Annotated in this window: 28 protein-coding genes and 1 riboswitch; of the genes, 14 read left to right on the top strand and 14 right to left on the bottom strand. The window is 55.3% G+C overall.

What is annotated here, in order from left to right:
- Positions 1-29: 29 nt before the first annotated feature.
- On the bottom strand, positions 30-377 hold the full coding sequence (yajD, locus tag AM410_RS20425) for an HNH nuclease YajD (RefSeq protein ID WP_014169845.1): 348 nt from the start codon (positions 375-377) through the stop codon (positions 30-32).
- Between the two features lie 178 nt (positions 378-555).
- Here yajD and AM410_RS20420 point away from each other — a divergent pair, with 178 nt between their 5' ends.
- Positions 556-1,581, top strand: a complete 1,026-nt coding sequence (locus AM410_RS20420; RefSeq protein ID WP_108648379.1) for an LLM class flavin-dependent oxidoreductase — start codon at positions 556-558, stop codon at positions 1,579-1,581.
- Positions 1,582-1,677: 96 nt separating this feature from the next.
- On the opposite strand, the gene AM410_RS20415 is transcribed toward AM410_RS20420, so the two are convergent.
- Positions 1,678-2,721 (bottom strand): AI-2E family transporter, encoded by a 1,044-nt coding sequence (locus AM410_RS20415; protein WP_014169847.1) that lies wholly within the window; start codon positions 2,719-2,721, stop codon positions 1,678-1,680.
- Between the two features lie 133 nt (positions 2,722-2,854).
- Between AM410_RS20415 and AM410_RS24420 the strand changes: the two genes are divergently transcribed.
- The 4 genes from AM410_RS24420 (at position 2,855) to AM410_RS20400 (ending at position 6,069) form a co-directional block, all read left to right on the top strand.
- Entirely contained in the window at positions 2,855-3,025 is a 171-nt protein-coding gene (locus AM410_RS24420) for a protein YdgV (RefSeq protein ID WP_086463355.1), read from the top strand.
- A 117-nt stretch (positions 3,026-3,142) separates the two neighbouring features.
- Positions 3,143-3,505: a multidrug/spermidine efflux SMR transporter subunit MdtJ gene (gene mdtJ, locus AM410_RS20410; RefSeq protein WP_032670478.1), complete on the top strand. Its 363-nt coding sequence runs from the start codon at positions 3,143-3,145 to the stop codon at positions 3,503-3,505.
- The gene (mdtI, locus tag AM410_RS20405) at positions 3,492-3,821 is read left to right on the top strand and encodes a multidrug/spermidine efflux SMR transporter subunit MdtI (protein ID WP_014169849.1); all 330 of its coding nucleotides are present in this window, start codon (positions 3,492-3,494) and stop codon (positions 3,819-3,821) included. Before mdtJ ends, mdtI begins: the two co-directional genes overlap by 14 nt.
- Before the next feature lie 85 nt (positions 3,822-3,906).
- Entirely contained in the window at positions 3,907-6,069 is a 2,163-nt protein-coding gene (locus tag AM410_RS20400; protein ID WP_108648377.1) for a bifunctional diguanylate cyclase/phosphodiesterase, read from the top strand.
- A 1-nt stretch (position 6,070) separates the two neighbouring features.
- Here the strand turns inward: AM410_RS20400 and AM410_RS20395 are convergent, their stop codons facing one another.
- The 3 genes from AM410_RS20395 to AM410_RS20385 form a co-directional block, all read right to left on the bottom strand.
- Positions 6,071-6,892, bottom strand: a complete 822-nt coding sequence (locus tag AM410_RS20395) for a trypsin-like serine peptidase (RefSeq protein ID WP_108648375.1) — start codon at positions 6,890-6,892, stop codon at positions 6,071-6,073.
- A gap of 278 nt (positions 6,893-7,170) precedes the next feature.
- Positions 7,171-7,560, bottom strand: coding sequence for an acid resistance repetitive basic protein Asr (gene asr, locus AM410_RS20390; protein WP_032670412.1), 390 nt, complete (start codon positions 7,558-7,560; stop codon positions 7,171-7,173).
- 177 nt (positions 7,561-7,737) lie between these two features.
- Positions 7,738-9,225, bottom strand: coding sequence for a carboxypeptidase M32 (locus tag AM410_RS20385; RefSeq protein ID WP_108648373.1), 1,488 nt, complete (start codon positions 9,223-9,225; stop codon positions 7,738-7,740).
- A 155-nt stretch (positions 9,226-9,380) separates the two neighbouring features.
- Between AM410_RS20385 and AM410_RS20380 the strand changes: the two genes are divergently transcribed.
- Positions 9,381-9,743 carry a cell envelope integrity protein TolA gene (locus tag AM410_RS20380; protein WP_108648371.1) on the top strand — a complete coding sequence of 121 codons (363 nt, stop codon included), beginning with the start codon at positions 9,381-9,383 and terminating at the stop codon, positions 9,741-9,743.
- A 1-nt stretch (position 9,744) separates the two neighbouring features.
- Here the strand turns inward: AM410_RS20380 and AM410_RS20375 are convergent, their stop codons facing one another.
- Positions 9,745-10,998 (bottom strand): MFS transporter, encoded by a 1,254-nt coding sequence (locus AM410_RS20375; protein ID WP_020884288.1) that lies wholly within the window; start codon positions 10,996-10,998, stop codon positions 9,745-9,747.
- A gap of 121 nt (positions 10,999-11,119) precedes the next feature.
- Here AM410_RS20375 and AM410_RS20370 point away from each other — a divergent pair, with 121 nt between their 5' ends.
- From AM410_RS20370 to bioD, 3 genes are all read left to right on the top strand, one after another.
- Positions 11,120-12,052 carry a LysR family transcriptional regulator gene (locus tag AM410_RS20370; protein WP_020884287.1) on the top strand — a complete coding sequence of 311 codons (933 nt, stop codon included), beginning with the start codon at positions 11,120-11,122 and terminating at the stop codon, positions 12,050-12,052.
- Positions 12,053-12,146: 94 nt separating this feature from the next.
- On the top strand, positions 12,147-13,367 hold the full coding sequence (mlc, locus tag AM410_RS20365; protein ID WP_040017347.1) for a sugar metabolism global transcriptional regulator Mlc: 1,221 nt from the start codon (positions 12,147-12,149) through the stop codon (positions 13,365-13,367).
- A gap of 130 nt (positions 13,368-13,497) precedes the next feature.
- Positions 13,498-14,193, top strand: coding sequence for a dethiobiotin synthase (bioD, locus tag AM410_RS20360; RefSeq protein ID WP_014169857.1), 696 nt, complete (start codon positions 13,498-13,500; stop codon positions 14,191-14,193).
- Here the strand turns inward: bioD and clcB are convergent.
- The 8 genes from clcB to AM410_RS20320 all read right to left on the bottom strand — a co-directional run bounded on the left by clcB (position 14,128) and on the right by AM410_RS20320 (position 21,235).
- Positions 14,128-15,438: a voltage-gated ClC-type chloride channel ClcB gene (gene clcB, locus AM410_RS20355; protein WP_108648369.1), complete on the bottom strand. Its 1,311-nt coding sequence runs from the start codon at positions 15,436-15,438 to the stop codon at positions 14,128-14,130. The genes bioD and clcB overlap by 66 nt on opposite strands.
- A 168-nt stretch (positions 15,439-15,606) precedes the next feature.
- Positions 15,607-16,755, bottom strand: a complete 1,149-nt coding sequence (gene osmV / locus AM410_RS20350) for an osmoprotectant ABC transporter ATP-binding protein OsmV (RefSeq protein ID WP_047357361.1) — start codon at positions 16,753-16,755, stop codon at positions 15,607-15,609.
- Positions 16,755-17,402, bottom strand: a complete 648-nt coding sequence (gene osmW, locus AM410_RS20345; RefSeq protein ID WP_108648367.1) for an osmoprotectant ABC transporter permease OsmW — start codon at positions 17,400-17,402, stop codon at positions 16,755-16,757. The genes osmV and osmW overlap by 1 nt, the downstream gene beginning before the upstream one ends.
- An 8-nt stretch (positions 17,403-17,410) precedes the next feature.
- Positions 17,411-18,310, bottom strand: a complete 900-nt coding sequence (gene osmX / locus AM410_RS20340; protein ID WP_079231099.1) for an osmoprotectant ABC transporter substrate-binding protein OsmX — start codon at positions 18,308-18,310, stop codon at positions 17,411-17,413.
- Positions 18,311-18,328: 18 nt separating this feature from the next.
- Complete coding sequence (osmY, locus tag AM410_RS20335; RefSeq protein ID WP_032681133.1) at positions 18,329-19,039, bottom strand: osmoprotectant ABC transporter permease OsmY; 711 nt, start codon at positions 19,037-19,039, stop codon at positions 18,329-18,331.
- Between the two features lie 273 nt (positions 19,040-19,312).
- Complete coding sequence (locus AM410_RS20330) at positions 19,313-20,056, bottom strand: YoaK family protein (RefSeq protein ID WP_047357364.1); 744 nt, start codon at positions 20,054-20,056, stop codon at positions 19,313-19,315.
- Positions 20,057-20,211: 155 nt separating this feature from the next.
- Positions 20,212-20,835, bottom strand: coding sequence for a glutathione S-transferase family protein (locus tag AM410_RS20325; protein ID WP_014169864.1), 624 nt, complete (start codon positions 20,833-20,835; stop codon positions 20,212-20,214).
- A gap of 106 nt (positions 20,836-20,941) precedes the next feature.
- Positions 20,942-21,235 carry a DUF1330 domain-containing protein gene (locus tag AM410_RS20320; protein ID WP_014169865.1) on the bottom strand — a complete coding sequence of 98 codons (294 nt, stop codon included), beginning with the start codon at positions 21,233-21,235 and terminating at the stop codon, positions 20,942-20,944.
- Positions 21,236-21,303: 68 nt separating this feature from the next.
- Here AM410_RS20320 and AM410_RS20315 point away from each other — a divergent pair, with 68 nt between their 5' ends.
- The 5 genes from AM410_RS20315 to AM410_RS20295 all read left to right on the top strand — a co-directional run bounded on the left by AM410_RS20315 (position 21,304) and on the right by AM410_RS20295 (position 25,514).
- Positions 21,304-21,756, top strand: coding sequence for a MarR family winged helix-turn-helix transcriptional regulator (locus AM410_RS20315; RefSeq protein ID WP_014169866.1), 453 nt, complete (start codon positions 21,304-21,306; stop codon positions 21,754-21,756).
- 216 nt (positions 21,757-21,972) lie between these two features.
- Positions 21,973-22,071, top strand: a riboswitch (guanidine-I (ykkC/yxkD leader).
- A 57-nt stretch (positions 22,072-22,128) separates the two neighbouring features.
- The gene (locus tag AM410_RS20310) at positions 22,129-23,187 is read left to right on the top strand and encodes a putative urea ABC transporter substrate-binding protein (RefSeq protein ID WP_025204314.1); all 1,059 of its coding nucleotides are present in this window, start codon (positions 22,129-22,131) and stop codon (positions 23,185-23,187) included.
- A 17-nt stretch (positions 23,188-23,204) separates the two neighbouring features.
- Entirely contained in the window at positions 23,205-24,020 is an 816-nt protein-coding gene (locus tag AM410_RS20305; RefSeq protein ID WP_014169869.1) for an ABC transporter permease, read from the top strand.
- Complete coding sequence (locus tag AM410_RS20300; RefSeq protein WP_014169870.1) at positions 24,017-24,793, top strand: ABC transporter ATP-binding protein; 777 nt, start codon at positions 24,017-24,019, stop codon at positions 24,791-24,793. The genes AM410_RS20305 and AM410_RS20300 overlap by 4 nt, the downstream gene beginning before the upstream one ends.
- A gap of 13 nt (positions 24,794-24,806) precedes the next feature.
- Positions 24,807-25,514 (top strand): urea amidolyase associated protein UAAP1, encoded by a 708-nt coding sequence (locus tag AM410_RS20295; protein WP_040019021.1) that lies wholly within the window; start codon positions 24,807-24,809, stop codon positions 25,512-25,514.
- Positions 25,515-25,522 lie beyond the last annotated feature (8 nt).

The raw sequence follows: 25,522 nt of genomic DNA, 5'->3' as shown, positions 1-25,522 counted from the left end.
ATATGACGAAGAGGGGCAATATTAGGGAATTATTTTTTCTTATTCATCATCGCTTTTAGATCGGCAAACGGGTTGAAAGTGGCCACGCCCATGTCTTTTTGCGCGTCTTCACCCGCCACAACGGTAGTACCGTACTGATCTGCTTCGGTGTATTTCGAGTGTTCATGGTCGTGGCAAAACAGGCACAACAGCTCCCAGTTGCTGCCATCTTCCGGGTTATTAGTATGATCGTGATCGATATGGTGAACCGTGAGCTCGCGCAGGTTTGAATAGACGAACTCGCGTGAGCAGCGTCCACAGACCCAGGGATAGATTTTTAATGCCTTTTCACGGTAGCCACTTTCCAGTCGCGCGTAGTTTTTAGGGATCAGAGCCATTGCCGGTTTTACCTGCCAGGGAAAAATAAAGACGCACTATATCTCATTATGGGGCGTCATTGCGATCCGCTCAATTCAGTCAATTTATTTGAATTATTCCGTTAAATAAAGGGCATTTATTCTCCCCGGGTAATGCGTAAAGTAGAGATAACGCAAAGCATCATCAGGATATCTCGTTATGAAAAAGATCGGCTTTTTGTCATTTGGTCACTGGACACCGTCACCTCAGTCCGGCACGCGTTCCGCGGCGGACACCCTGTTGCAATCCATCGACCTGGCCGTCGCCGCTGAAGAGCTGGGCGCAGACGGTGCCTATTTCCGTGTGCATCATTTTGCCCGTCAACTCAGCTCTCCGTTCCCCTTACTGGCGGCGATCGGTGCCAAAACGAAACGCATCGAAATCGGTACTGGCGTGATCGATATGCGCTATGAAAATCCGATGTACATGGCGGAAGATGCGGGCGCGGCGGATTTAATCTCCGGTGGACGTTTGCAGCTGGGGATCAGCCGGGGCTCTCCGGAGCAGGTCATTGATGCCTGGCGTCATTTTGGTTATGTCCCGCAGGAAGGGGAAAACGAATCAGATATGGCGCGCCGACATACCGAGGTACTGCTTGAGGTGCTGCGCGGAGAAGGGTTTGCAAAACCGAACCCACAACCCATGTTCCCAAATCCACCGGGGCTGCTGCGCCTGGAGCCACATTCCGAAGGTTTACGTGAGCGCATCTGGTGGGGCGCAGGGTCGAACGCGACAGCGGTATGGGCTGCAAAACTGGGGATGAACCTGCAAAGCTCAACCCTGAAAGATGATGAAACCGGTGAGCCATTCCATATTCAGCAGGCAAAACAGATCCGCGCCTACCGACAGGCCTGGGCGGAAGCCGGGCATACTCGTCAGCCGCGCGTCTCGGTCAGCCGCAGTATTTTTGCGCTGATGGACGATCGTGACCGCATGTACTTCGGCGCAAGCCGGAACGACAGCGATAGCGTGGGTTACCTTGATGAGAAAACGCGCGCAATTTTCGGACGCAGCTATGCCGCTGAGCCTGAAAAGCTGATTGAGCAGTTGAAACAGGACGAAGCGATTGCCGAAGCGGACACCTTATTGCTCACCGTGCCGAACCAACTCGGGGTGGATTACAACGCGCATGTTATCGAATCCATTCTGAAGCATGTTGCACCGGCAATGGGATGGCGCGAGTAGCCATTTTGTTGTGCGCCGGGCGCCGCGCGCGAAGGCCGTAACGCCTGCCTGTCTCGTCCCCCCCGATAAGGGAGACGAGACAGGCATCTGCGGAGGTTATTCCACTGGCTTATGGCTCATATCGCTCAGCAGCACGGCGATACTTTGCCCGCCCGCCGTCTGTTCGAGGCCAATCTTCACAATGATGGTCAGCGGAACGGAGAGCAACATGCCGACCGGGCCGAGCAGCCATCCCCAAAATATAAGGGACAGAAATACCACCAGTGTGGACAATCCCAGACCGCGCCCCATCATGCGTGGCTCAAGAATATTCCCGAACACCAGGTTAATCACCAGATACCCGGCCAGCAGAATCAGCGCATCATAGAACCCACTGAACACCAGCACCTGCAGAATAGGGGGAATAGCGGCCAGCACCGAACCGATGTTGGGGATATAGTTGAGCGCAAAGGCCAGTAATCCCCAGACGAACGCAAACCGGACATCCAGCGCCATCAGCATTCCCCAGACCACGGCCCCGGTGACCAGGCTAATGGCGGTTTTCAGGACCAGATAGCGGGAGACGCTATCCAGCGCGCGTTGAATCGCCCCCATGCCTTCAACCGGACGGACCATTATTTGCTGCAGTTTTGCGGGCAGTTGCGGCACTTCCAGCAGCATGAACACCACCGTTAAAAACAGCAGGAAAATCGAGGTCATGGCGTTAGAGAGCTGCGCCAGCAGGCCGGTGACGAGGGTCATGGCGGCATTCGGATCAATGTACTTCAGCAACTCCTCAACGGACACTTCGATTCCCGCACGCTGCAGCCAGGGTTCAAGCTGCAACAGCGGTATCGCCAGCGACGAGCGGTATTTCGGTAACGTTCGCGTCAGTTCATTCAGGGAGGTGCCGAGATAAGCGACCAGCAGCACCATGGCAATAATAATGATGCTGATAAGCATCGTGATTGCCAGCACGCGCGGGATGCGGAACCGCGTCATGCGCTGTATGAGCGGGTTAAGGATCACCGCAATAAACAGGGCCAGAATAAACGGCACGATGATGTCGGCGGCAAAACGAACGCCCGTCAGTATGATCACCAGCATGCCCAGCATGATGACAATTTTTAGCCCGTTCAGGGTAATGATGGGTTTAGCCATGGGGGGTCCTGAATAATATTTTTATTTATAATAAAGGCGAAAGCCGTTTCAATAAACTAACCAAAATCAAACGGGATGGGTAAAGAATTGAAAAGACTTTGAGTAAAAGCCTTACTTATGGTACAAATTTGGCGTGTTCAACTACCGAGGACAATTTTCATCCGCAAAGACGAGAAGCAACAACGCGGATAATTGTAATTTTATGGACAATTTGTTCAGGACGTATTCTTCAAACAACACCGCTGTATTTTTCACTTCCTTCTGCCTTCTTTCTGGTGAGCAACACTGGCGCAACGCGCTATAGTCACATCTTCTGCCTGAGCTGGCGCTACGCGCTTAGCTGTCTGATTTAATTTCATATTTTTTGGTTTGCTGCACGCAGCAGGCCACGATGGATTATATTCTCAAGCAGGAGAAAAACATGTTTTACTGGATTTTATTAGCCCTTGCTATTGTCGCTGAAATTACCGGCACGCTGTCTATGAAATGGGCAAGCGTCAGCGATGGCAATACCGGCTTTATTTTAATGCTGGTGATGATTTCACTTTCCTATATTTTCCTGTCGTTTGCAGTGAAGAAAATTGCGCTGGGTGTGGCCTATGCGCTGTGGGAAGGGATCGGTATTTTGTTGATCACCCTGTTCAGCGTCTTATTATTTGACGAAACATTATCAACAATGAAGATTGCCGGGTTAACGACGCTGGTAGCAGGTATCGTGCTGATTAAATCGGGTACACGCAAACCGACTAAGCAGCCGAAGGAGCAGACCCATGCAGCAGTTTGAATGGATCCACGCGGCCTGGTTGGGGTTTGCCATCGTGTTGGAGATTTTAGCGAACGTCCTGCTAAAATTCTCTGACGGTTTTCGTCGTAAAATTTACGGACTGTTGTCGATTGCCGCCGTACTGGGGGCGTTCAGCGCCCTGTCACAGGCGGTGAAGGGTATCGATCTGTCCGTGGCCTATGCGCTGTGGGGCGGGTTTGGTATTGCCGCCACCCTGGCAGCCGGCTGGGTGCTGTTCGGTCAGCGTTTAAATAACAAAGGTTGGATTGGACTGATATTGCTGCTTGCTGGCATGATCATGATAAAACTCGCCTGATACACGTTAAGCCATTATTTACAGGCAGCGAAATTCGCTGCCTGTATTACTCTTAAAAAAAGCAAAACATTGAAGAGGATGGCTAATGTATCGCACATTAAGCTGGCGCAATATTCCCACCGCGAGAACATTGTTCGCCATGATCTTCATGGCGGGGATCGGCTTAATCATCTCCATTGTCGCGCTGCTCTATTTATCTCTGCACCTGATCAGCACCAAAACCAATGAAATTGACGAGCACCGCACCACGCTTTCCGTGCAGGGTGCTATACAAACGTCGGTTAACCGTGTCTCGACCCTGGTGATTGATAATGCCGTCTGGGACGATGCGGTACGCGAGGTCTACCGCCCAAAGCTCGATACCGAATGGTTATACAACACCTGGGGAGCGGGCTTTAAAGTCAATAACCTCTATGACGGCACTTTCGTGCTGGATGAGCATTTCAACGTTATCTGGGGATCGTTTCAAAGCCAGCCTTTTGCGGAGACGAATCTCGACTTTTTTGGCAAAGGCCTGCAAGCGCTTATTCAGCAGCACGGACATGAATTACCCAGCCAGAAGAATATTTATGCCGGGATCACCCGAACGCGTCACGGCGTCGCGTTTGTCGGAATAGGGCTGATCCGACCAATGATCGGGCGATTGCAGGTTAACGACGGTACACGCCGCTATCTGGTGATTACCCGCCATTTGAATGGCGGCATATTATCCGATCTGGGGCAGACCTTTCAGATTGATAACCTCAACTTTACCCCGGATAAAATCAACAGTCTGAGTATGCCGCTGCGCAGTTCTGCAGGGGAGTTACTGGGGTACCTCAACTGGCAGGCACGCCTTCCTGGCGCGCAGGCGGCCCGGGCCGCATCATCCGATATTACGCAGATAGTGGTGCTGGCATCGGTGCTGATCCTGCTGTTCATTATGGTGAGCTGTGTGGGCCTGTACAAACTGGCCCGCGGAGAAAGCCAGGCGCGTCTGGTCGCCAGAACGGACTGGCTAAGCCATCTGCCGAACCGCCGCGCACTCATTGAAGCGCTGGACCGTGTGAGTTTGCGTGGCGATATTGACGTCAAAAGCGTGGTGTTTATCGATCTGGATGGCTTCAAGGACGTCAACGATATCTACGGCCACAGCGTCGGTGACGATCTCATTGTGACCATCGCCAAAACGCTGAATGAATGCGTTCCACCGGGCGGGATGCTGGCGCGCATGGGAGGCGATGAGTTTGCCATGACCATCGGCGATGAAGGGGCAGAAGCGCTGGCGACCACCTTTGCTGAATCCGTACTGGATTTTCTCAATACCCCTATTCGTCTGGGGGAGCGCACCATTCATATCGGTGCCAGCATCGGGATTGCCAGCGGAACCCTGATTGAATGCACCAGTTCCGAGCTGTTTCGCCGCGCCGATATCGCCATGTACCATTCCAAAATTAGCGGGAAAGGGCGTGTCACCCACTATGACGCGGCGCTGAATAACGCCCGGGAACGCAAGCTTGCGATTGAAAACCAGATCCGTAACGGACTGGAGCGAGACGAGTTTGAGGTCTGGTACCAGCCGATTATTGACGCCCGCAGTCAGAAAATGAGCAGTGTGGAAGCGCTGGTTCGCTGGCCGCGTCGTCCGGAAGGTGAACTCGGTCCGGATACCTTCATTTCCATTGCGGAAACGAGCGGGCTGATTTACAAACTGGGCCAGTTTGTTTTGCAGCGTGCCTGCCAGGATCTGGAGCCGTACAGCGAATTGAAGCTCTCCGTTAATATCTCCCCGGCGCAGTTTCGCGACCCTGAATTCGAAGAAAAAGTGGCCTGGGTTCTGGAAAGCACCCGTTTCCCGGCCAGGCGACTCCAGCTCGAAGTCACGGAGACCTATGTGCTGGAAAACCCCGAGCGTGCCCGCACGGCGATAGCCAACCTTAAAGCACTGGGCACCGCGGTGGCGCTGGATGATTTTGGCACGGGCTATTCGAGTATTGGCTATTTGCGGCGTTTTAATTTCGACACCATTAAGATCGATAAATCACTGGCCGGGCTGGTGGACAACTATGAGCAGGCAGCGGCGCTGGTGAGCGGCACGGTGAGGATCGCCAATGCCCTGGGCATGGCGGTGGTCGCTGAAGGGGTGGAAAACGAAAAGCAGATGAAATTGTTACGGCTGGCTGGCTGCGATCAGCTGCAGGGATTCTGGTTCAGCCAGCCGATGCCGATTGAATCAATCAGGGCGTTACGTCAGGTCAGACAGTGCTGAGCTACTGCTGCGCCAGTGCTTCCAGCTTGTCACGAAAACCGGTCACGGCTAAGGCCCGGTTATCTGCACGCCATCTGTCTTTTGCCGCTGGCGCAGAGCTTTGAACACCAATCAGCTGCCAGCCGTTATCCGTTTTTAACATCAGCGGCGAGCCGCTGTCACCGGGTAACGTATCGCACTGATGTGAGAGCACGCTGTTTTGCGCCCATCCTGTGACAATACAGTCCGTGTGGGTGTAAAGCGCGTCCAGATGATCGACAGGGTAGCCTGATTGCGTCACCTTACGGTCGGCGGCTTTCAGCGCGGCAGTGAGCGCGACTTTGTCTCCGTCAAATAACGGAAGCGGGGTAATGCCAGAGGGCGGGTAGCGCAAAATGATCAGGCCAAAATCCCAGGATGCCGCTGACGGAGGCACTATCCAGCCGTCACCGTCGGGCTTCAGACGTTTGCCGAGAGAAGCATCAACCCGTCCCTCAATACCGTGAATTTCATAACGCCACATCCCTTTTTGCGACACAAATCGCAGGGCAACGGCTTTGTCTGGCTTGCCGTCTGGCGGTGTCAGCAGGCAGTGGCCTGCCGTCAGGGCAAGTTGTGGGGTAATCAGCGTAGCGGTACATAAATTACCGCTGGCGGTTTCCAGTTGCCCGATAGCGTCCCAGGGTGCCTGGGTAGGATCGGCGACGCGCGTACGATCGTCATGACCGAAAAACAGCGTTTTAAGCTCTTTCGCGCTAATGGTTTCATCACCGCCATCATCCGCATGTGAGAATCCAGAAAAAAGACCAAACGTTCCCAGTAACAACACAACAGATTTACGCATATCACACTCTGGTGGGGGCAATTATGATTATTAAAAGTGAACCCTATGAAAATACTATAGACGGGACAGCGCTAAAGTGGGAGTAAAATCAGCGTGCTACGATCAGGAAAGATAAAAATGGCTTGCGATGAGCGCGCATAAAATAAGCAGGATAAGAATCAGCTCAAACCGATAGCGCCGCAGCATACGCCCTCCGGATAAAAAAAACGGCGCTGGACCTTTCCGGTTCAGCGCCGGTTTACCAACGTGCCCCGAAAGGCACGGTTAAGCTTGTACTCTTACGCAGCTGGCTGTGCAGCTGGTTTAGCAGCTTCGTGTTTTACTGCTTTTTTGTGATGCTTTTTAGCGGCCTGGGCTTTCTGTTCTACAGCAGGTTTGGTCGCTTTTTTGTGGTGCTTTTTAGCGGCCTGCGCTTTCTGCTCTACAGCCGGTTTAGCGGCATCTTGTTTAACGGCTTTTTTGTGGTGTTTTTTAGCAGCCTGGGCTTTTTGCTCTGCAGCAGGTTTAGCGGCTTTATGGTGTTTCTTGTGGTGTACGGTTTTTGCCGGAGCAGCAGTCGTTGTTGCAGCTGGAGCAGCAGCAGCCGGTGCAGCAGTGGTTTCAGCAGCAAACGCAGCAGAAGACAGACCCATAGCAGCGGCAACAACCAGAGCTAATACTTTTTTCATGTTCATACCCTCGAATTTGGTTTTTCATTTAACCCCACTGCGGGGCCGTTGAAAGAACTATATCCCTGTAAATTCGGGGTTTCCGTGAGTGATTGGTATCGGCGTGTAACGGAATGTACAAAGGGCGGTAAAGGGTGCGCAAAAGGAAAACGGCCGGAGCGTACTCCGGCCGCTGGATTACAGATAACGGGACGTCAAATGCTCGCGGAAGTAACGGATATTCAGGTCTTCACCCGTCGCCTGGGTAATCAGTTGCGAAGTGGTGAAGCGGCTACCGTGCTGCCAGATGTTCTGACGCAGCCAGTCAAACAGGGCGGAGAAATCGCCCTCAGCGATGGAGGACTGCAGATCCGGCAGCGCCGTTTTGGCCGCATGGAACAATTGCGCGGCGTACATCGCGCCGAGCGTGTAGGACGGGAAGTAGCCAAAACCGCCGTCGGTCCAGTGAATGTCCTGCATACAGCCGTTGCGGTAGTTATCTTTGGTTGATAACCCGAGCCAGGCCTGCATTTTCTCATCCCACAGCGCCGGAATGTCATCCACCTCGATATCGCCATTGATCAGCGCACGTTCAATTTCATAGCGCAGCACCACATGTGCCGGGTAGCTGACTTCGTCGGCATCGACGCGGATATAGCCCGGTTTCACGCGCTGGTTCCAGGCAATAAAGTTCTCTTCACTGAACGCCGCCTGACTGCCAAAACGGGCGTGAACCGCAGGGAGGAGATGTTTAAGAAAAGCGTCGCTGCGCCCCAGCTGCATCTCAAAGAACAGGCTCTGGGATTCGTGGATCGCCGTTGAACGGGCGAGAGAGACAGGTTGACCGGCCCACGTTCGCGGCAGGTTTTGCTCGTAGCGCGCGTGTCCGGTTTCGTGGATCACGCCAAACAGCGCGCTGAGCAGTTCGTCCTCATCATAACGCGTGGTGATGCGCACATCTTCCGGCACGCCACCGCAGAACGGGTGTGCACTGACGTCCAGGCGACCACCGTTAAAATCAAAGCCGAGCATCTTCATGGCTTCAAGCCCAAGTTCACGCTGCGTTGCCGTCGGGAAGGGGCCCTGCGGCGGAACGAACGACTGCTGAGCCTGTTTTTCCACAACGTTTGCCAGCAGGTCCGGCAGCCAGGATTTCATATCCGCGAACAGTACGTCCAGACGCGCACTGGTCATGTCCGGCTCGAAAATATCCAGCAGCGCGTCGTAAGGGCTGCAGCCTTTGGCTTCAGCACGCAGACGAGCCTCCTCGCGGCTCAGTTTGACGACCTCTTTCAGGTTGGCGGCAAACCCCTGCCAGTCATTGGCCGGGCGCTGGGTACGCCAGGCGTGCTCACATTTGCTGCCTGCCAGCGATTTGGCTTCCACCAGCGCTTCCGGCAACAGCGACGCCTGCTGGTAATGACGCGTCATTTCACGCAGGTTGGCTTGTTCAATATCATTCAGGTCCTCACCGGCCGCGGCGGACAGCCATTCACCCACCTTTTTATCGGTCAGGATCTGGTGTTGCAGAACGCTCATTTCGGCCAGCGCTTCACCGCGCGCGGCACTGCCTCCCGGCGGCATCATGGTAAACATATCCCAGCTGGCGATGGAGGAGAGGTGGGAGAAACGGGAGAGGCGCTGGAAGGTGCGGGTGAGTTGTTGGTAATGGCTGTTTTCGCTCATTTCGTTTTCTCTTTGCAAGGCGATGTTTCAGGCATGAAGAGTGAGTAGTATCAAAATTCCCGCCTGAATCCAAGCCATTACCCCTTAGAGTTTGGTGCTATTTCGTTCAGTAACGCTGTGCTATAACCCTAAAAAAAACGACTACCGGATGGAAAATGAACAAGGTTGTGAGTGTAGGGATTGCAGTGTTGCTGACGGGGTGCCAGACACATCATCATGACGTGATCCCGTTCAACACCGAAGAAGACTCCGCGCACGCATGGGCGTTTGCGTATGTGGAAACAGTGAAACAAAGGATGACGACCACAGAGCAGTATGAAGGGAAGCTCTGCTCGTTGAAGATTCACCAGCCCAAAGGCGCGACCTATGTGACCCACATTCAGGTGGTAAAAGGCAGCGATCCTGCGCTGTGTAAGGCCGCCATTGCGGCCTTACAGTCTGCCAGTGACGATCATGTGCTCCCAGTGGTACCTGATGAGCGTATCGGGGAAAACTACACGCTCGATTTCAAACCCTGAATCAGTGCAGCCGCTGGTGTAAACGGGTCCCTACCAGCAGCGCCCCGCAGAGCATCAGCGCAATAAAACCGCCTACGCCGTTCCAGCCATAGTTATGCCAGAACACCCCACCCAGCGTCCCCGCAAAGCTGGAACCGAGGTAATAGCTGAACAGATACAAAGATGACGCCTGGCCTTTAGCCCGGCGAGCGCGTGGGCCAATCCAGCTGCTGGCCACCGAGTGAGCGGCGAAGAAACCGGCAGAGAAAAGCAGCATCCCGGCGAAGATAAGCCACAGGGAGGCGAAAAGGGTCATCAACAGGCCGAGCAGCATGACGGCGGTAGAGACCAGCATAACCGGACCGCGTCCAAAGCGGGCCGTCATCGCTCCGGCTTTAGGTGAACTCCACGTGCCGGTGAGATACGCCACAGAGAGCAGACCCACCACCGCCTGGCTCAGGTGCCACGGGGAGAGCATCAGGCGATAGCCGATATAGTTAAACAACGTAACGAATGAGCCCATCAGCAGAAAGCCGGTCAGGAACAGCAGCGGCAACCCTTTGTCACGCCAGTGCAGACGGAAGTTGATAAACAGCGTTTTCGGGCGCAGGGAGGTGGAACGAAAATGACGTGATTCCGGAAGGATTCTCCAGAACATCAGCGCAGACGCAAGGGCAAAGCAGCCGATCACCGCCAGCGCAATACGCCAGTTAAAGAAGTCCGTAAACACCCCGCTCAGCAGACGTCCACTCATTCCGCCAATCGAGTTCCCGCTGATGTACAGCCCCATAGAGAAGGCGACAAAGCTCGGGTGGATCTCTTCGCTGAGATAGGTCATCCCGACCGCCGCCACGCCGCTCAGGGATAACCCAATTAACGCGCGCATCACCAGGATACCGTGCCAGCTGGTCATCATCGTGGAGAGTAACGTACAAATCGAAGCCAGCATCAGGGCGGTAACCATCACCTGTTTACGGCCAATGGCGTCGGAAAGTGGCCCGGTGAAAAGCAGACCAATCGCCAGCATGCCGGTAGAGATGGAGAGCGAAATACTGCTGCTGGCAGGCGATACGCCAAATTCATGGGAAAGAACGGGCAGGATCGGCTGAACACAATAGAGCAGGGCGAAGGTTGCCAGACCCGCTGAGAAAAGCGCCAGCGTGACGCGCATGAACTGGGGGGTACCACGTTTAATGAACTGAACCGGCTGCGATGCTGCGGGTAAATCATCAATATCTCTGGCCGGATCGATATCAATGGTAGATGTACGACTCACACAATGTCCTTGCTTAAACATCCCCGTGGTTTCGGGTGACGGGTATGACCACACGATCAGAGTAGGAAAATGTAAATATTCTGTCTAATATATTAATAATCTCAAATGATACTTTAAAAATATGAATATCGAACTGCGTCATCTGCGCTACTTTGTCGCCGTCGCTGAAGAGCTTCATTTTGGCCGCGCGGCGGCAAGACTGAATATCTCACAACCCCCGCTAAGCCAGCAGATCCAGATCCTTGAGCAACAGGTCGGGGCGCGCCTTCTGGCACGGACCAACCGCAGCGTGAGCCTGACGGCGGCCGGGAAGCAATTTCTGGCCGACAGCCGACAAATTCTCAGTATGGTGGATGAGGCGGCAGCCCGGGCAGAGCGGCTTTATCTCGGGGAAACCGGAGAGTTGCGGATTGGGTTTACCTCGTCTGCACCGTTTATCAGCGCTGTTTCGCAGACCCTGTCGTCGTTTCGCCGGCATTTTCCGGATGTGCATATTCAGACGCGCGAAATTAATACCCGCGAGCAAATCGCTCCGCTGAATGAAGGTTCTCTTGATTTAGGTCTGATGCGTAACACCCAACTCCCGGATACGCTGGCGTGGCAGGTTATTCTGCGCGAACCGTTAATGGCAATGATCCCGCACGATCATCCGCTCGCCTCGCGTTCGGCGGTCACGCTGGCAGAGCTGGCAAAAGAGCCGTTTGTTTTTTTCGACCCGCAGGTAGGTACCGGTCTGTACGACGATATTCTGGGCCTGTTACGACGCTACGATCTTGCCCCGATCATTACGCAGGAAGTCGGGGAAGCGATGACCATCATTGGGCTTGTCGCGGCGGGGCTGGGTGTCTCTATTCTTCCGGCCTCGTTTAAACGGGTACAATTGCGTGAAATGCGCTGGGTTGCTATCGCCGAAGACGATGCTGTTTCGGAAATGTGGCTGGTATGGTCGAAACATCATGAGCAGAGCCATGCAGCGCAGCGGTTTAAAGCACAGCTGTTAAGCGCCTCTGCAGGACAATATTTAGAGGGAAAAGTGGGTAAAAATGTGCAGTAAATCACATGGCTAAGTAAATATTTGACGACGGCCATTGAAGTGCTTCACCATAGCCCACAGTTTATTTCGATGCTCGAAAATAAGGGAGTACGAGGTGGTTGCTGATAGTCAGCCAGGGCACATTGATCAGATTAAGCAGACCAACGCTGGCGCGGTTTATCGCCTGATTGATCAGCTTGGCCCGGTTTCGCGTATCGATCTTTCGCGCCTGGCACAACTGGCACCTGCCAGTATTACCAAGATTGTTCGTGAAATGCTGGAAGCCCACCTGGTCCAGGAGACGGAAATTCAGGAGCCGGGCAGCCGCGGCCGTCCGGCGGTCGGCCTGGTGGTGGAGACCGAAGCGTGGCACTACCTGTCACTGCGCATTAGCCGGGGAGAGATCTTCCTTGCCCTGCGCGATTTAAGCAGCAAGCTGGTGGTTGAAGACCGGCTGGAACTGCCGCTCGAGGCTGAACAATCGCTCCTCGATGCCATTGTCACCCATATCGATCACTTCTTTATTCGCCATCAGCAACGCCTTGAACGCTTAACGGCTATTGCGATCACCATGCCGGGTATTATTGATACCGAAAATGGAATCGTGCACCGCATGCCGTTCTACGACGATGTCAAAGAGATGCCGCTGGGCGAGGTGCTGAAAAATCACACCGGCGTGCCGGTCTATATTCAGCATGACATCAGCGCCTGGACGATGGCGGAGGCGCTGTTTGGCGCATCCCGCGGCGCAAGGGACGTGATTCAGGTGGTGATTGACCATAACGTCGGGGCGGGCGTCATCACCGACGGACGCCTTCTGCATGCCGGAAGCAGTAGCTTGGTCGAAATCGGCCACACGCAGGTCGATCCCTACGGCAAGCGCTGTTACTGCGGAAACCATGGCTGTCTGGAAACCATCGCCAGCGTGGAAAGCGTGCTGGAGCTGGCGCAGGTCAGGCTCAGCCAGTCCATGAGCTCTTCGCTGCACGGACAACCGTTGACCGTCGATTCACTCTGCGCCGCAGCGCGTCAGGGGGATCTGCTGGCAAAGGATATTATTACCGGAGTGGGGAATAACGTTGGCCGCATTCTGGCCATTATGGTGAATCTCTTCAACCCGCAAAAAATCCTGATTGGCTCACCGCTGAGTCAGGCGGCGGAAATCCTCTTCCCGGCTATCTCGGCCTGTATTCATCAACAGGCGCTCCCGGCCTACAGCAAAAATATTGCCGTGGAAAGCACCCAGTTTTCCAATCAGGGCACCATGGCTGGTGCAGCCCTGGTCAAGGACGCCATGTATAACGGCTCGCTGCTGATCCGCCTGTTACAGGGTTAACTCTTTTCCGCAGATGTACGAAAAATTGCGCTATCTCAAGCTGGGTAGCGCACGCATCCCGTAGACTTCCCCCACTGAATTATTTCTCTGGTTTATATTTTCGAAGCATACCCAAGAGGTGGAATGAGTCATGCTTAAGCGTTTCTTTGTTACGGGTACAGATACCTCTGTCGGCAAGACCGTTGTATCCCGCGCGTTGCTTCAGGCTCTGGCAGCAAGCGGTAAACGCGTTGCAGGGTACAAACCGGTCGCAAAAGGCAGTAAAGAGACGCCCGAAGGATTGCGGAATAAAGACGCCCTGGTGTTACAAAGCGTCTCGTCACTGGAACTGCCATATCACGCGATCAATCCCATTGCCTTAAGCGAAGATGAAAGCAGCGTGGCGCACAGCGGTCTGATTAATTACACCCTGTTGTCCGACGGTCTGGCGAACCTGAGCGAGATGGCCGACCATGTCGTGGTGGAAGGTACCGGCGGATGGCGCAGCCTGATGAACGATCTGCGCCCGCTTTCTGAGTGGGTGGTGCAGGAGCAACTGCCGGTGATCATGGTGGTCGGTATTCAGGAAGGGTGCATCAACCATGCGCTTCTGACGGCGCAGGCGATTGCCAATGACGGATTGCCGTTGATTGGCTGGGTCGCAAACCGTATCAACCCGGGCCTGGCGCACTACGCGGAAATCATCGACGTGCTGAGCAAAAAACTGCCGGGACCGTTGGTGGGCGAGCTGCCTTATCTGCCGCGTGCCGAACAGCGTGAATTAGCGCAGTACATCGATCTCTCTTCCCTCGGTCGCATGTTGTCCGTAGATCGAGTCGTGGCGTAACGTCCGCGACAAGACGGACGCGATCACGCAGGCAATCAGCAAACCGGGCAGCAAAAAATACTGCCCGGTCATTTCACAGACCATCAACGCAGACATAATGGGCGCATGGGTCGTCGCGGCGAGTAACGTCGCCATGCCTGCCAGCCCCAGCAAAATCACCGTTTCAGATCCCGGAAACCACAGCCCGAAGAGTTGTGCAAACAGCATTCCTGTGGCCATGCCGACAAACAACGTCGGTGTGAAAACCCCGCCCGGCGCGCCAGAACCACTGCTTGCCAGTACCGCCAGCAATTTACAGATAAATACACCTGCTATCACGGACAGCAGCGGTGGGGCGAGCAGAAAAGCCTGAACCACGCTGTAGCCATTCCCCCACACGTCAGGCGTCAGGAGCGACAGCAGCCCGACGATCGCTCCGCCGAGCGCCAGTTGCCAGGGCGGCGAGAGCCTGAGACGCAGAAATAACGAATGGCTGAACGCCATAAGCCACATCAGCAGCGGTCCGCACAGTCCCGCCAGCAGGCCTGTCACGACAAGCAGGCCATAATCTGTCGCACTGAGTAGGCCACTCAGATGGACGTCATAGAGCGTACCGGCACCGGGCGCTAAGAGTCGCGTGGTAAGCAGGGCTACCACCGCCGCAATCACCACCGGCCCGAGCGAGGCCAGCATCAGCGTGCCAAACAGAATTTCGGCAATAAACAGGCTGCCGGCCAGGGGCGCGTGATAGGCGCTGGCCATCCCGGCCGCGGCTCCGCAGGCAATCCATAATTTCCATTCGGATTTCGGCGTAAAGCGTTGGGCGAAAAAGGAGGCGGCCAGTGCCGCAAGCAGGATCATGGCACCTTCGCGGCCGATGGCGCTCCCGCTGGAGACAACCAGCAGTGACGCAAGGGATTTTACGAGGCTCGAGCCATAATCAAACTGGCCGTCACCCGTCTCCAGCGCTTCCATATAATCTGTCGGCGCATGAGGACGTTGCGCTGTAAGCCGCTGCCATCCCCACAACAGTAACCCCGCCGCCAGCCCTCCCAGCGCGGGCGTGAGCGCGCGACGCCACGGGGATAACGCCGCCGCGGCATTCACCAGACTGCCGCTGTTGTTACTGAGAAACAGCCACTCCAGCAGATACATGCTGTGGCGGAACACCGCGACGGCCAGCGCGGCCAGTATGCCGGTAAGGGTGGCAATCAGCAGTCTGCGAAACATCGCGCGGATGTCGGGATAAGCGTGAAGACGTTGCATGGGCCGCAATTAAACGTGGGAGATACAATATTGTGAGGGGAAATCGCGGGGTTAGCAAAAGGTATGCGTGCGATGAACCGTGTCGGCCAGAGCAAATGCGCTGTGGTGGAGCGCGCCGCCGGGCAGGTCAGCGTCATACGTCTGGCCCGCCCGGCGGAGTGTTTTCGCTTAACTCTCGCTGTGAATATTCAGCGCCCGGCGCGTACGGCCGGAGCTGAGATACTCGGCAATATAATCCTGTGAGATCTCGCCGTTATAGCGGCCCTCTTCGTCGACAATCGGCATCCAGCTGGTGTTGCTCTCATACAACCGTGAAAGCACCACGCGCAGGTTATCCTCCGCTTTGCCGGTCATACGGAACGGATGCAGGATATCGGCACAGGTGCCGCTGGCATTACGCGCTTCCCGACGCTTCACAAAGCCCAGCGGTTTACCCCGATCGTCCACGACGGTAATGGCGCGAATATCGTTGTCATCCATGGTTGCAAAGGCCTCAGAAAGCAGGGTAGAGCCCCGAACGGTGAGGGTCGGTTGCTGGTCGGTGACATCGCCTGCCGATACCAGCAGCAGACGCTTGAGCGTACGGTCCTGGCCGACAAACGAGCCGACGAACTCATTCGCCGGTTTTGCCAGCAGTTCGTCCGGGCTGGCGCACTGGACAATACGCCCCTGGCGGAAGACGGCGATACGATCCCCAAGCTTCAGGGCCTCGTCGATGTCATGGCTGACCAGCATCACGGTCTTTTTCAGTTTACGCTGCATCTCCAGGAACTGGTTCTGGATCACCTCGCGGTTTATCGGGTCCACCGCACCGAACGGTTCATCCATCAGCAGTACCGGAGGATCCGCCGCCAGGGCGCGGATCACGCCGATACGCTGCTGCTGACCGCCGGACATTTCACGCGGATAGCGGTTGAGAAATTTATGCGGGTCCATGGCCACCATATCCATCAGCTCTTCAGCGCGGGTTTTACATCGGGCTTTATCCCAGCCCAGCATGCGCGGCACCACGGTGATGTTCTCCTCAATGGTCATGTTCGGGAACAGACCAATCTGCTGAATAACGTAGCCAATATTGCGGCGCAGGGTCACGGTATCCATCCCGCTGGTGTCTTCACCGTTAATCAGGATCGTGCCGCTGCTTGGCGCGATCAGACGGTTAATCATCTTCAGGGTGGTGGTTTTCCCACAGCCTGACGGGCCGAGGAGGACGCACATTTCCCCTTCAGGCACGTTGAGGTTGACGTTGTCGACGGCCTTAACGCTCTGGCCGTGTTTCTGTGAAAATTGTTTGGTGAGGTTTTCCAGTTTTATCATTATCGTATCCCCTTTGGAGTCAGAACGACCTGCAGACGATGCAGCAGCCAGTCGAGCACAATCGCTAAAAGACAGATCATCAGTGCACCCGCAATTAACATACGAATATCGCTACCGCCGATGCCATTAAGCAGCAGCAGGCCAAGACCGCCAGCGCCAATCACTGCGGCAATGGCCATCACGCCGATGTTCATCACGACGGCGGTGCGGATGCCGCCAAAAATCACCGGCAGTGCCATCGGGATTTCAACCCAGCGCAAACGCTGCCAGAAGGTCATCCCGATACCGCGTCCGGCTTCACGCAGGCCCGGCGGCAGGCTGTCCAGCGCGGTATGGGTATTACGCACAATTGGCAGCAACGAGTAGAGAAACACCGCCGTGATAGCGGGCAGGGCACCAATGCCCTGACCGATCAGCGAAAAGAGCGGGATCATCAGGCCAAACAGCGCAATGGACGGTATTGTCAGCACGATGGTGGCAATCCCCAGCACCGGCGTCGCCAGCCATTTGTGGCGGACAATCAAAATCCCCACAGGGACGCCGATGAGTATGGCTAGCCCAACCGCCAGCGCCACCAGCCACAGGTGTTGCAGCGTCAGGGTTAACAGATAGTCCCAGTTATCCAGAATGTAGTGAATCGTCTCCATAGCGCCTCCTACAGCAACTGTTTGCTACGCAGGAAATCACGGGCGACCTGCTGCGGTGACTGATGGTCGATATCCACCTTCTTATTCAGTTCGGTGATAACGTCGTTATTGAGCTGGGCGGAGAGAGTATTCAGCGCCTCTTCCAGACCCGGATTGGCGTCAAGGGTGTCTTTACGCACCACGGGAGTGACCGCATAGCTCGGGAAGAAGCCTTTATCATCTTCCAGCACCTTCAGGTCGAAGCCTTTTACCCGCCCGTCGGTGGTATAGATAAGCCCGGCATCGACGAAACCGTCCCGCACCGCGTTATAGACCAGGCCCGGGTCCATCTGGCGGATCTGCGGGCGATCCAGTTCCATGTTGTATGCCGCCTGCAGCGGTTTCATCCCGTCGCTGCGTCCGGCAAATTCGAGGTCCAGACCCAGCAGCCAGTTTTTATCAGGATCGGTTTTACGGATCTGCTCAATCTTTGCGACCATTTCAGACATGGTGTTGATGTGTTCCGCTTCGGCGCGTTTACGCTGCATGGCGAAGGCGTAGGTATTGTTCATATCGGCAGGGTTGAGCCATACCAGACCGTGCTTAGCGTCCAGGCGTTTCACCGTCTCGTAAGACTCCTGTGGCGACATGCGCTTGTTGATGTGGTTAAAAATGATTAACGACGTGCCGGTGTACTCCCAGGTCATATCAATCTGTTTGTTGATCATCGCGTTGCGGGAAATGACCGTGGCAATATTGGTCTGTGGCTGGACCTGAAACCCCTTCTTTTGCAAATACTGGACGGTCATGGCCGAGAGAATGTGCTGCTCGGTAAAGCTCTTGGTCGCCAGGATCAGCGGGGCCGCTATCGCCTGGCTGGTGAACAGTGCCGCGGCACACAGCGCCGTCAGGCTGGATATCAGTCTCATAAAAGCTCCTTGTTATTGTTATCGAGCGAGATGTGGACTCATCACGCGACCCAGCGCAGCCAGCAGGGTGTCGAGGATCAGAGCAAACAGGGCGGTGGCCGCCGCGCCGAGGATCAGCGTCGGGAAGTCGTTGAGGTAGATACCGGGAAAAATCAGTTCGCCGTAGCTGCTGGCACCAATCAGGAAGGCCAGCGGGGCGGTACCCACGTTGATGGCGGTGGCAATGCGGATCCCGGAGAGCATTACCGGCCAGGCGTTGGGAAGTTCGACCTGGCGCAGACGCTGCCATTTCGTCATCCCAATGCCATTAGCCGCTTCCAGTAACGACGCCGGAACCGAGCACAGTCCGGCATAGGTGTTTCGCACTATCGGCAGCAGCGAGGCGAGGAACAGGGCGATAATCGCAGGCGTATCACCGATACCAATCACCACCATTGCCAGCGCCAGAACGGCCAGCGGCGGCAGGGTATTACCGACGTTAAAGATTTGCATCACGTATTCAGCGATACCGCGTGCTGACGGGCGGCTCAACAAAATGCCGCTGGGAATACCCATCAGCAGGGCAAAGAACATGGATGAGAATACCAGGATTAAATGCTGTTGCCCGAGGTAAATCAGGTCAACCTGACGCGCCTTAATTGTATCCAGCCCAATTCCCCAGGTGAGGAGGGCAACGACCACAATAATGGCGCCGACAAAAAGCAGCGAACGTTTGAGTAATGGGTGCATTGCGATGTGTCTCCCTGTGCGCATGCGTTATAGCAACCACGGGTTGCCTGTTGTTATGCCATGTTTCGGCAGGGGTAGATGACCTATAGCAAGCGTTTGGGATGGGTTCCAGCGAAGGGGGAAAATCAGTAACCCTATGAAATTAGTGACAACCTTAGGTTAAGCCTTATGGAGCAAGGGCTGGCTGTGGGGCAGACAGAATTGTCCTAAAGCGTAATTTAAAATGTGACAGTGTCACATGGCGTGAGCGTCTCCTCACGCCTGCGACCCTCATTATCGGCTGAAGGCGGCGCGCACCCGGCGAACGCGCACTGAGGTGCTGATGATGGAAAAGGCGGCGACAACGACGAGCATTACCCCAAGCGCCAGCATGGCGTTAAACCCAATCCACCTGAACAGGAGCAGCCCGGCGATACCGCCGGTAATAAACGAGAAAATGGTGGTTAAGTGGGTTTTAAGCTGACTTTTTTGCGCTGCCGTATCTTTGGAATAATCCCGGCGGAGCATCGCCACCAGGACCGAGGCCAGGGATATTCCCGCGTCCGTCAGCGTGCCGGTAATATGGGTTGATCTTACCCGGCCGCCGGAAAGCTGGGTCGATGTTGAATTATGAATCCCCATCAGACCACAAAGAAAGATAATAATTTCACGGTTAGTCGTGAGGGCATGGAAATACATCTCGTAACAGGAAACGCCGGTCAGTAATAATCCCTCGACCAACAGTATCTGGCAAAAAACCAGCCTGATATTATGGATAATCCCCCATAACACGATGATACGGGCCATGATTGCGCCGGCAACAAAAGACAGAATAATGGTGCCAAAGAACAAAATATCATTCAGATCGGTAGAGGAAACTTCGCTGGATAATTGGGAGGTATTGCCGGTCATATGGGAGGGGAAAAAGCCAAATGCCCCGAGGGCGATGGCGTTGAGCAAGCCTGCAGAGGTCGCAAGCCAGAGTGCGAGCAGGCGATCCTCCTGATGCGTTCGTTCTTTTTTGAGTTTAATCAGCAAGAATACCTCCGGGTTGAGCTTTGCCTGACTATTCAGGCTAGCAAAGCGGTGCAAGGGGCTGTCCAGGATATTGCTTAATTATTATTCCTGATAACGGCATTCAGGGTTTTGTAATTAAATAAAATATCCTTGCTGAATGTGTGTGGGCTGAAAACTTACACCATACCGTTATTCCCGTGACGTAAAAATGCCGGTCGCTGATTAAGTCGTTCGAACCAGGCGTTAATTGCCGGCACATCAGGCTTATCAAATGGCGTCATTTTCCAGCGGTTCACCGAAAGACCAAGTACCACGTCTGCAAGGGTAAACACCTCGCCCGCCGTATAGGCTGCGGTGCGTTGCAACTGCTCCTCCAGAATAGCAATGCAGTGGTTCCACGCTTTAATTCCGGCGGCAATACGCTCCGGGTCGTTATAGTCCGGGTTATTGCGTCCCAGTGCCGGAAAGACATACCGCCAGGCATTGTTAAATTCGCTTGCCTGCCAGTCCATCCAGCGTTCGACGTTGGCGCAGGCCTGCGGTTCCGTTGGCAGGAGATCCTCACGGCCGGCTTTACGGGCCAGATAACGGCAGATTGCGTTAGATTCCCAGAGGACGAACTCGTCATCGAGCAGCACGGGAACCATGGCGTTGGGATTCAGGGCGCGGAACGCAGCGGTTTGCGTGGAGGCAAAACCGCTGCCGTAGTCTTCCTGGTGATACTCGATACCCGCTTCTTCGCAGGTCCAGAGCACTTTACGTACGTTGATCGAGGTTGTCTTGCCCAGGATGCTTAACATGATGCCGGTGTCCTTTTAGAGATGCAGTGTTTAAAAACTCTACACCGGTTCTGGCGAACGGATGGATAAATCTGGAAACGATATCGCAGGCAAGGAAACGAAACGCTTAGTCAGTGGTGACAACGAACATTTTTGCCTGCTGTGCCAGCTGGCGTTCAGCTTTGATCGGGGCATATTTTTCCGAATGGTAAAACGCCAGCGCCTGCTGCAGTGAAGGGAACTCAAAAATGCCAGCAAAGGGTAGCGGTTCTTCATCGCCTTCAAGGAGTTCAACAACAGGACCAAAATGCAGAATTTTGCCGCCGGCCTCTTCAAGTGCCAGTCTGAAGCGAGGGGCAAGATTGGCCTGCCGTGCAGGGTCGATAACACGTAAATTGATATGGATAAATGCGGGCATCATGATACCTTGAATAGCGTTAATAGTGTATATACACTATTTTATCTCACCGTATCTGTCGAGCGTAAAGTATGAACACTGTTGATCTGGCGTTACTAAAAACCATCCCCGAGACCTGTCCGGCGTATCAGGCACGTGCAACCGCACGGGCTATTACGCGTTATTACAACGCCTGCTTCAGACCTTATGAATTGACGGCAGAACAGTTCAGCCTGCTGGTGGGGATCGGCGGTGGCGTAAATGAAACGGTGGCAGGGCTTGCATCAAAGGCCGGGGTGGATGCAACCACACTGAGCCGAAACATACGGATTATGGAGTCCCGTGGGGTTATTGAATCAACGGGGGGGCGCGGACGCCGTGGAAAACAACTTAGCCTGACCGCGCAGGGGTGGGCGCTTCTGACATCCGTGATCCCCGTATGGCAGTCCGCAAGAGAGGAATTGTCACGTAAAATGGGAAGCGAGCAGCTCAGCCTGACGACGACGATGATGAAAGACCTGGCAAAAACCAGCACATCATTTTGAGCCTTTCCTGCTGTCGCAGACACGTTCTGTGGGCAACGCCGTCAGCACCACGCGTCATCCCAAAGAGCACCAGCACGGTGCACTCAACTCGCCGTGTCTCACCAAAACGGTGAAACAGCCTGCACAGGCAGACTTAACAGTTTAATAATTAACATAAAAAATTCTGGCATATCCCTTGCAACGCTTAACACTGAAGGGCAGCACACCACAATTTGAAAAATAGCTGGCTAGGGTTCCGGTTCACTGCGGTGAATGACTGGTCCAAGAGCTGGCGACCTCTGAGAGGTTACACGGCGGGACAAAAGCCCGGGAGACAGCAGCACCTGAAGGTGTCGCGCTGCCCCCTAATTTTGTGCCACTCAGAGGTCAAGCATGAAGAAAACGCCATTATTCCGCACCCTGGTACTCTCCCTGGCGATGCTGGTCAGTCTCCCCACCTTTGCTGCGGTGAAGAAAGAGTTCAACGTCTGCTGGACCATCTACGCCGGCTGGATGCCCTGGGGCACCCTCAGCAGTAGCAAAATCATCGATAAATGGGCCGATAAATACGGCATCAAAATCAACGTTGTTCAGCTCAACGACTATATCGAATCCATCAACCAGTACACTGCGGGCCAGTTTGACGGCTGCACCATGACCAATATGGATGCGCTGACCATACCGGCCGCGGGCGGCGTTGATACCACGGCGCTGATCCTTGGCAGCTATTCAGAAGGCAACGACGGCGTGGTGATGAAGGGCGAGGGCAAAACGCTCAACGACCTGAAAGGGATGAAAGTCTACCTGCCGGAGCTCTCTGTTTCCCACTATCTGCTGGTGCGCGGCCTGGAAAAAGCCGGCCTGGCCGAAAAAGACGTCACCGTGGTAAACACGTCTGACGCGGATATCGTCTCTGCCTTTGGCACGGTAAATGTGCAGGCGGCGGTAGCCTGGAACCCGCAGCTGTCGGTCATCAAAAGCACGCCAAAAACGACTGAAGTGTTCAGTTCCTCTCAGGTACCGGGTGAGCTTATCGACATGATGGTGGTCAACAGCGAAACCCTGAAAGACAACCCGGCGCTTGGCAAAGCATTGACCGGCGCATGGTACGAGATAATGGGGCTGATGAAAGCGCAGGATGCCACCGTGCTCAACGCGATGGCCGCCGCCTCCGGTACCGATCTGGCCGGTTATCAGGCGCAGCTGAAAACAACCCACCTGTTCTATACCCCGCAGGACAATATTGCCTTTTTAACCTCGCCGGAGCTGGCGAAAACCATGCAGCGCGTGGCCACGTTTTCGTTCGATAAAGGGCTGCTGGGCGATGGGGCGCAAAGCGCGGATTTCATCGGCATGCGCTTCCCGGGCAATGTCACCCAGGGCGATGCCAGCAACGTGAAGCTGCGCTTTGACGACAGCTTCGTGAAAATGGCCGCTGCCGGCACGCTGTAATAACGGACGGAACATCCATGCGACAAATTAATCGCCATCCCACGCCCGGCATGCGGCTGATGCTCGTGATGCTGCCTTTCGTCCTGCTGCTGGCCGCATACTTTTTCGGTTCCGCGGTCAGGCTGGAGGCTAACCCGCAGGATAAGCTGCTGCCTGGCCTGCAGCAGATGCTGGACGCGCTATCACGCATGGCGTTTACCCCGGATAAACGCAGTGGTGACTATCTGTTCTGGGTGGATACGCTGGTGAGCCTTGCCCGTCTTCTGACGGGGCTGGTCATCGCCTCGATCATCGGCCTCTGTGTTGGCGTCACCGCCGGTGTTTTCCCGCTGTGGCGCGCGTCGCTCTCGCCGCTGATGACGGTGCTGTCGATGATCCCGCCGCTGGCGATCCTGCCGGTGCTATTTATCGTTTTCGGGCTGGATGAACTGTCGAAAGTGATGCTGATTGTCATCGGCATCACGCCGATGCTGGCGCGCGATCTGGAGCATCGCGCGTGCGAAATCCCACCGGAGATTCTGATCAAAGCCCAGACGCTGGGTGCCAACAGCTGGACGCTGGTGTTGCGCGTGGTACTTCCGCAGCTGCTATCGCGGCTGCTGACCTCGCTGCGTCTGCTGCTGGGATCGGCATGGTTGTTTCTCATTTCGGCAGAGGCCATCTCCTCAACCGCCGGGCTGGGCTATCGCATTTTCCTCGTGCGCCGCTATATGGCGATGGATGTGATCATTCCGTACGTCCTGTGGATCACGCTGCTGGCCTGGCTGATGGATCTGGCCCTGCGCCAGTTACATAAAACCTGGTTTCCCTGGGCGGAAGGAGGGAAAGCATGAGCTTTATCACCATCAACAATATCTGGCAGGAGTACGGCGACCACGTGGTGCTGGAGCGCCTCAATCTGCAGGTGAAAGAGGGCGAGTTCTGCTCAATGGTGGGGGCCTCTGGCTGCGGAAAATCCACGTTTTTGCGCCTGCTGCTCGGTCAGGAAGCGCCCAGCCGAGGGTCCATTACGCTCGACGGTAAACCGCTGCGCGCCGAGCCGGACAGCAGCCGGGGCGTGGTGTTTCAGCGCTACTCCGTTTTCCCGCATCTCAGCGTGCTGGATAACGTCACCATAGGGCTCGAACTGCCGCAAGCGCCGCTGTTCGGGCGCCTGTTTGGGGCAAAGAAACGCGCGGCGCGTGAGCGGGCCACCGGGATGCTGGAAAAAGTCGGTCTCGGGCATGCGATGCACAAATACCCGGCCCAGCTTTCAGGCGGTATGCAGCAACGTTTAGCCATTGCGCAGGCCTTCATCATGCAGCCGCGCGTGTTGCTGCTGGATGAGCCGTTTGGCGCCCTGGACCCGGGTATCCGTAAAGATATGCACGCCTTGTTGCTTCAACTGTGGGGGGAGACCCGCATGACCGTCTTTATGGTCACCCACGATCTTTCGGAAGGCTTTAACCTCGGCACCCGCTTACTGGTGTTCGACAAAGTGCGCCTCGACCCGCAGGCGCCCAACGCCTTTGGCGCCCGTATTACCTACGACATTCCGCTCAACGAGACGCGGCTCTCCGCGCTGAGTGGAACGGCTCCCGATAACGTTTATGCATTAAGGGGTTAACACCGTGAATACCATGACCATGTTACGTGAAGAGATCCTGCCCGGCGGCGGTCACCTCTCGTTTGTGCTTAAGCGCGGGCAGATCCTGCGTATGACCGACATTGAAGGTGGAGCAAACGTCAGCCTGCTGATGCTGAATCCGCACGAGAAAAGTGAACGTCTGAACCTGCCCGACACCCTGAAAGGCCAGCACACCGCGCGTCTGACCGCCGGACACTGCTTTTACTCCGACATGGGACGCGTGCTGGCAGGCATCACCGCAGATACCTGCGGCTGGCATGACCCGTTTGGCGGCGTACTGAACGCCGCCGAGGTGACTGAAAAGTATGGCCAGGGACGCTATCAGGAACTGCGTAACGGGTTTTACCGAAACGGAACGGACAACCTGCTGGTGGAGATGGGGAAGTGGGATCTCAATCTCGAAGATCTGCTGATGGTGGTCAACTTCTTCAGCAAAGTCACCGTCGATGACCGCGGTCAGTTCACCTTCCACGGCGGCTATTCGCAGCCGGGCAGTTACGTGGAGCTGTACGCGCCCATGGACACGCTTGTGGTGATGACCGCGCTGCAGCATCCGATGGATCCGTCCCGGGAATATGCCCCACGACCGGTCGCGCTGAGCTGGCGACAGGCTGAGGATGAAGAGGGGGCTGTTAACGCGCTTCTGACGCGCCCGGAAAACGAACGCGCCATGACCAATACCCGGCTTTTCGCCCTGTAAGGAGCAGT

It is taken from the genome of Enterobacter cloacae complex sp. FDA-CDC-AR_0164 (assembly GCF_003071645.1).
GTDB classification, from domain to species: domain Bacteria; phylum Pseudomonadota; class Gammaproteobacteria; order Enterobacterales; family Enterobacteriaceae; genus Enterobacter; species Enterobacter ludwigii.
Note: the sequence above shows the minus strand (reverse complement) of the source record. Positions and strands in the feature narration are given on the sequence as shown.